The sequence below is a fragment of the Intestinimonas sp. RTP31139st1_F5_RTP31139_211217 genome, from assembly GCF_040226735.1.
GTDB lineage: Bacteria > Bacillota > Clostridia > Oscillospirales > Oscillospiraceae > Intestinimonas > Intestinimonas butyriciproducens.
In genome coordinates this window covers 1-6,795 of sequence record NZ_JBCOAQ010000069.1, presented here as the reverse complement: position 1 = coordinate 6,795, position 6,795 = coordinate 1, and the positions used below count along the sequence as shown (strand labels likewise).

5 protein-coding genes are annotated in these 6,795 nt (G+C 61.6%); 4 read left to right on the top strand and 1 reads right to left on the bottom strand.

All coding sequences use genetic code 11. The features are described 5' to 3' along the window. The 4 genes from ABUA09_RS17755 to ABUA09_RS17740 all read left to right on the top strand — a co-directional run. Positions 1–431, top strand: a 431-nt coding sequence (locus tag ABUA09_RS17755) for a hypothetical protein (RefSeq protein ID WP_349949602.1), incomplete at its 5' end; no start/stop codon positions are given. 315 nt (positions 432–746) lie between these two features. Continuing rightward, a complete protein-coding gene (locus tag ABUA09_RS17750; RefSeq protein ID WP_195615521.1) occupies positions 747–2,129 on the top strand; it encodes an undecaprenyl-phosphate glucose phosphotransferase in 1,383 nt (460 codons plus the stop codon). Between the two features lie 18 nt (positions 2,130–2,147). After that, entirely contained in the window at positions 2,148–4,706 is a 2,559-nt protein-coding gene (locus ABUA09_RS17745; protein ID WP_349949601.1) for an O-antigen ligase family protein, read from the top strand. Between the two features lie 247 nt (positions 4,707–4,953). Beyond that, entirely contained in the window at positions 4,954–6,057 is a 1,104-nt protein-coding gene (locus tag ABUA09_RS17740) for a glycosyltransferase (RefSeq protein ID WP_349949600.1), read from the top strand. A gap of 304 nt (positions 6,058–6,361) precedes the next feature. On the opposite strand, the gene ABUA09_RS17735 is transcribed toward ABUA09_RS17740, so the two are convergent. Then, positions 6,362–6,795: hypothetical protein (locus ABUA09_RS17735; protein WP_349949599.1), on the bottom strand; the 434-nt coding region annotated here is incomplete at its 5' end.

The following is a 6,795-nucleotide window of genomic DNA, read 5'->3' as shown; positions in this document are numbered from 1 at the left end:
AGAAGGACGGCGACGACACCATCTATGTGGTTGAGGCCTATGTGAACGATGAGTACGTGGCTGAGCTGGAGCTGGACAACTACACCAAGGGCGAGACCATTCACCGCGGCTACTACAAGGATGTGAACACCAGCGGCGGCACCACCGTGGACTGGGGCGACCTTACCAATGCCTATGAAGACGGCGACTACGACGCCGGCAGCGCCGTGATCGACTTCGGCAACGGCATCATTGCCAGCAACAGTCACCCCGATGCCCTGACCTACGACGACGACACCATTGTCATCATCGTGGACGGCACCTCTCAGGTGGACGGCGGCAGCATTGACGAGATCGTGTACGTGGAGGACGACGAGGACGCCAGCGATGTGGTGGTCCTGGTTCCCGACGACGATGACGCTCACGCCGATTATATCTTCATCATCCGCTGAGGCGTTTCGCTCACCCCCTAAAAACAGTTGTTTTTCGTCCCCCATCCAATACTGGATGGGGGACGTTTTTTGCCTTCATCTGACAGCCAGAGCTTTTTATCATGCCGCTGCTGCAAGTGTAATGTTTATTCATAAATTATTTTATCTATAAAAGATAAACTACTTCTAAATTCAGGAAACCTAAAACCAGCGGCATGTCCGGCAGCTTTCTCCGTCCGCCGCGGCGAAATGGAGCCTTCCGACCGGTCCTTCATTGACATGGCGGGCCATTCGGGATAAAATACTGTAGAATACGGGTGAATGTGGGAGAAAGCCATGATCAAGGAAAATCAGCGGCTGCTGAATCAGTTCAATGTGATCACAGATGGGGTGTCGGTTTTATTCACCCTCCTTCTGGCCTTCTGGGTGCGTTTTTTTCTGCTGCCCGGCGGCGAGATCTCCGTCCCCTTTTCCCACTATGTCTATCTGGGCCTCGCCCTGGTCCCCATCCACCTCTTCACATACGCCTCCTTTGGCCTTTACGAGTCCTTCCGCAAAAAAAGGCTCTATCAGGAGCTGGGGCGGCTCTGCACCGCCAATGTGCTGGACATGGCCCTTTTGCAGACCTTTCTCTTCATGTTCAAGGAGGTCCACTTCTCCCGCTGGACGCTGGTCTTTTTCTTCCTGCTGAACACCGCTCTCTTGGGAACCAAGCGCTTTTTTCTGCGCTATCTCCTGCGGTATTACCGCCAGAAGGGCTACAACCTCAAGCATGTGCTCATCGTGGGGGCGGGCCCCATGGCCCGGCGCTATCTGGACAAGATCCGCGCCGACAAGGAGCTGGGTTACCATCCGATGGGCTATGTCTCTGACCGGACCGGCTGGAAGGGCCTGGACCGGCTGGGCGGGTACGCCGATCTGGACCGCGTCCTGGAGCGGTACCGTCCGGACGAGGTGGTGTCCGCCATCCCCGCGGAAGAATTCAGCCAGACCCCGGCCATCATCTCCGCCTGTGAAAAGGCGGGCGTCAAGCTCTCCATGATCCCGTTCTACGCCGAATATATGCCCTCCAACCCTCAGTTCGACGACCTGGACGGCCTCCCTCTCATGAATATCCGGCGTATCCCCCTGGACAACTGGGGCAACGCCTTTCTCAAGCGGTGCATGGACCTGGTGGGCTCACTGCTTCTCATCGTTCTCACCTCCCCGGTGATGCTCTTCGCGGCCATCGGGGTCAAGCTCTCCTCTCCCGGCCCCGTCATCTTCCGCCAGGAGCGGATCGGGCGGGATAAAAAGCCCTTTTCCATGTACAAATTCCGATCCATGCGGGTGAACGGCGGCCAGGACACAGGCTGGAGCCGGGACCACGACGACCGCAAGACCAAATTCGGCGCCTTGATCCGTAAGTGCTCCATCGATGAGCTGCCCCAGCTCTTCAATGTGCTCAAAGGCGATATGAGCTTGGTGGGGCCGCGGCCCGAAGTCCCCTTTTACGTGGAACAATTTAAGGAGGAGATCCCGCTCTATATGGTCAAGCACCAGGTCCGCCCGGGCATCACCGGCTGGGCACAGGTCAACGGATTCCGGGGCGACACCTCGATCTGCGGCCGGATCGAGTGCGACATCTACTATATCGAGCATTGGACCCTCTTTTTTGATATCAAGATCCTGTTCATGACCCTCTTCAAAGGGCTCATCAACAGCGAAAAGCTGAACTGATACAAGGAGCGTAGAACCATGTCAAAAAAACAGACCAAGGCGTCCCGGAAGAGACCGGACGTTTCCCCTGCGGCGCCGGGTACGGAAGCCGCCGCCCCCGGCGGTGGGGAGGCCCGGACCGCACCGGTCAGGCCGTCCCCCGCGCCCGGGCGCCCTCCCGCAGACCCTGAGCCGCCTCTCCGTATCGGCTGGAGCGCCCCTTTGCGCTATGCCATTCTGGGGGTGCTGCTCTTCTTGGTGATCGCCCTCCAGGCCGGAGGGAACGACCGGGCCGCCGCGGTGGGGATGTCTCTGGTCCTCATTGCCTGCGTCTTCGGCAGAATGCCCCAGTGGAGCCTGCGCCACCGTCTTTCGATCCCTGTGCTGGCGGTGTTCGCCTACCTCCTCCTCAACAGCGCGGCCGGGCTCTATTCCCGGTTCGGCAGCTTTGCCGCCGGGGAGTTCGGTAAGATCCTCTGCGCCTTCTGTGTGTTCTGTGTGGTGCTGCTCCGGGCACGCCGGGGCGAGGCGCGGTATCTGGCCGCCATGGCCTCCGCCGTCAGCGCCGTCTTCGGCCTCATCAGCATAGACGGCTCCTCTCTCAAGCTGCTCTCCTCCGCCTTTATCCGGGTGATGGACGGGGCCCTGGGATGCTATTATGCCAGCCTCAGCACGGGCTACGAGTCCGGTATCCGCGTCACCGGCATCTTCGGCAACGCCAATGTTCTGGCCGGCTTCCTGGCGCTGGGCGTTTTTCTCGCCCTCTATCTGGTCCGCACGGCGGGCTCCCGCCGGACCCGGCTGGGCGGCTGTATGCTCCTTTTCGTCAACTCCCTCAGCTTCCTGCTGGCCTTCAGCATGGGCGCCATCGGCATGTTTGCGGTCGCGGTGCTCTTCTATCTTCTGGCTGAACGGAAGGGGCTCCGCTTCTCGCTCTTCCTCCTGATGGTGGAGACAGCCGTCGCAGCCCTCCTGATGGCCTTTCTCTCCTTTGCCGGTCTGGGAAAGACTGGGGCCATGGCGGCGCTGCCGGTCTGCGCGGCGCTGCTGGGCGGCGTGCTCCTGTGGGCGCTCCACGAATTCGTGGGCCTGCCCCTCTCCCAGCGTCTCTCCGCCCATGGCCGGACCGCCGGTCTGGTGGTGGCCGGGCTGGCCGGGCTGCTGTGTGTCTACGCGGTGCTGGCCTTCAACGTCACCGGGGGCTACGCCCTCACCCCCGGAGAGACCCTCCGCCGCTCGGTGTATCCCGCCCCCGGGGACTACACGCTGGAGGGCGACTGGAGCGGCGGGGTCCAGCTCACAGTGGAGAGCCAGAACAAGACCGAAACCATCATGCACACCAGCACGGTCCTCTACAGCGGGCCGCTGGACGGCGCGGCCTTCACCGTGCCGGAGGATTCCACCGTGGTCTACCTCGATCTCTCCGCCCAGGACGGCGCGGCGCTGGAGCGGCTGTCCCTCTCGGGCGGCCCCTCCGTCAAGCTGGGCTATCGCCTGCTGCCCGGCTTTGCCGCCAACCGCCTCCAGGGTCTGTGGGCCAATCAGAACGCCATCCAGCGCACGGAGTTCTTCCGGGATGGCCTGCGCATCTATGCCCAGAGCCCCGTCATCGGAAACGGGCTCGGCAGTGTGGAGGGGTTGGTCACCAGCGTACAGAGCTTTTACTATGAGAGCAAATACGTCCACAACCACTATATCCAGGTCCTGGCCGAGATGGGCATTCCGGGCCTGCTGGCTTTTCTGGCCATTCTGGGCTCCGCCGCCGTCACCCTCTGGAAGCGGCGGCGGGAGGGGGAGGAAGACGCACTGCTTCCGGCGCTCTGTGCCTGCCTGGCCATGGCGGCGCTCCATGCCGCCGCGGAGGCGGTGTGGTCCCTGGGACAGTATCAGACCATGGCCCTGCTGGTCCTGTCCATGATCGCCGTCTGCTTTGGCCGCCCTGTGACCAGACTGACCTCCAAAACCGCCGCGCTGGCCTCTTCGGCCCTCTTGTGTCTCTTTTCTGTCGTGTTCGCCTGGCTGCTCTACGGAAATCTCACTGCGGAGCGGGCTTACGCCGAGATCCAGGCCGGCACCCGGATTCAGGACGCCTACAGCATGACCAATCTGGCCCGCCGCGACCGCTACGGCTGGGCCCAATACAAGCTGGATATGGCCGTCAACGCCGCCAGCTCTCCCGTGGAGGAATTCGCCCAGACCGCTGCAAGCTATGCCCAGGACTGCCGCAAGCTGCGGGTCCACTCCATCAACTTCAGCCTGGAACGGTACGTCTATCTGCCCCAGGGGCGGTATGAGGAGCTCTTCACCGCCTCCCGGGAGGGCATCCCTCAAAAAGCCTCCGTGTCCAGGACATGGCAGGAGGAATTCTCCCTCTATGAAGAGGCCCTTCGCAGCGACCCCGAGGGGGTCCTGGACGACATCCAGTGGTTCGCCGATCAGGTCCTCCAGACCGAGCAGATGATGCACGACTACAATGCCGACAGGATGGAGCCTGTCACCCTGACCGGTGACAATCTGGCTTTCCTGGAGCGTATCCAAGCGGTGAAGGCTACCGGGGCTACCGGGGCCGACGCCGCGGCGCTGCTGGGCCTGACATAACGGAAATTCGGAATATCGCTGCTTTCCCGCACGTTTTTACCGGGAAAGCAGCGGTATTTTCAGTCGAATGAAGCGCAGACGCAGGCCCTGTTTGGTCATATTTCCTATGTCCAAACAGGGCCTGCGCTCTTGCATCTGAAAAAAAGATATACTATAATCAAATAACTTGAAAAGTGGGGTTACTTCTTTTATCGGAGGCTGGGCACAGCTTCCCTTATTTGAAACAAAGCCGTTAGGAGGTGCACCCATGCCCGGCAAGCTGCTCTATACCGCCTCTACATACTCCCATATCGCCAATTTTCACCTACCCTATCTGCGCGCCTTCCGGGAGGCGGGATGGACCGTGCATGTGGCCTGCGGCGGAACGGCCATGGCGCTTCCCGAAGCCGACCGCGTGGTGGACGTCCCCTTTGCAAAGCGGATGACCGCGCCGGAAAACCTGGGGTGTGCCCGCCGCCTGGGGGAATTGATGAAGTGTGAGGCCTATGATCTGGTCATCACCCATACCTCCCTGGCGGCCTTTTTCACCCGGCTGCCCCTTCTGGGGCGGAAGGACCGCCCCCGCGTCATCAATACGGTCCACGGCTATCTCTTCGACGACGACACGACCGCCCCCAAGCGGCAAATCCTTCTGGCCGCCGAACGGCTCACCGCCCCCTGCACAGATCTGGTGCTGGTCATGAACCGCGCCGACGAGGCGCTGGCCCGGCGCTACCGCTTGGGCGGCGAGATTGGCTTTATCCCGGGCATGGGGGTCCCCTATGGGCGGCTGGACGCGGTCAGCGAGACGGATGGGCGGACATACCGCCGGGAACTGGGTATCCCCGACACCGCCTTTTTGATGGTCTACGCCGCGGAATTCTCCCGGCGGAAGCATCAAGCTTTTCTCATCCAGGCCCTCCGCGGCCTGCCGGAGCGGGCCATGCTCCTGCTCCCTGGAGAGGGTGCGGAGCGCGGGGCCTGCCAGGCTCTGGCGGAGGAGCTGGGGTTGGCGGAGCGGGTGCGCTTTCCCGGTCAGCTCGGGGATCCCTCCCTCTGTTACCGGGCGGCGGACTGCGCCGTGTCCTCCAGCCGCAGCGAGGGGCTTCCCTTCAATATCATGGAGGCCATGCACGCCGGTCTGCCGGTGGTGGCCAGCGATGTAAAAGGCCACCGGGATCTGTTGGGTGACGGCTGCGGTCTTTTATATCCCTACGACGACCGTGCCGCTTTCCAGAAGGCGGTCACGCTCCTGATGGATTCCCCCGGCGAGGCCCGTCGCTTGGAGGCGGTACTGCCTCAGGTGCTGGAGGCCTACGGCCTCATCGTCCCCGCCGAGACACAGGAGCCCAGCGGCTCCGTCCGCACGTAGCCGGGCAAAAGAATGCAGAGAGGTCAGCGCAAGTCGGCCTCTCTCTTTTTTTACCGCTCTTTCAGGTATAAAGCTTCCTGTGCCCGGGACACACTAGGATGGCGGGTGAGACGGACGTCACCGGAAGCTTTTGCGCATATGGGCAGTCCCCCAGCCCATGCGCTTGTGGTCCATGGCCGTACCCGCCGCAGGCGGTACAACGGCCTTTTTGCTGTGTCTTCGCACACCAAAAAACGTCCCCCATCCAGTACTGGATGGGGGACGAAAAACACTTGTTTTTTAGTGATTGCGGTGTGTCTAATCCTTAGCGGATGATGAACACGTAGTCGGCGTGACCCTCGTCACTGCCGGTACCCTCGACCAGGACCACCTTGGAGCTGGCGTCGGTGTCGTCTTCAACATAGACGATCTCATCGATGTCGCCGCCTTCAACGTGCTTGGTGCCGTCCACGATGATGACGATGGTGTCCTTATCGTAGGTCAGGGCAGAGGTTGTCTCGCTGCTGATGATGCCGTCGCCGAAATCGGTCACGGCGCTGCCGGCGTCGGGAGTAGCATTCTTGATGTCGTCCCAATCAACGGTGTTGCCGCCGCTGGTGCTCACACCGGCGTAGTAGCCGCGGGTGATCGCGGGAAGCTTCCCGTCGACCTTGGCGTAGCCGTCCAGCTCCAGCTCAGCCACGTACTCATCGTTCACATAGGCCTCAACCACATAGATGGTGTCGTCGCCGTCCTTCT

Excerpts from the sequence above, each read along its gene's own strand:
- ABUA09_RS17750 (WP_195615521.1), top strand. The coding sequence starts at position 747 with ATGATCAAGGAAAATCAGCGGCTGCTGAATCAGTTCAATGTGATCACA.
- ABUA09_RS17745 (WP_349949601.1), top strand. The coding sequence starts at position 2,148 with ATGTCAAAAAAACAGACCAAGGCGTCCCGGAAGAGACCGGACGTTTCC.
- ABUA09_RS17740 (WP_349949600.1), top strand. The coding sequence starts at position 4,954 with ATGCCCGGCAAGCTGCTCTATACCGCCTCTACATACTCCCATATCGCC.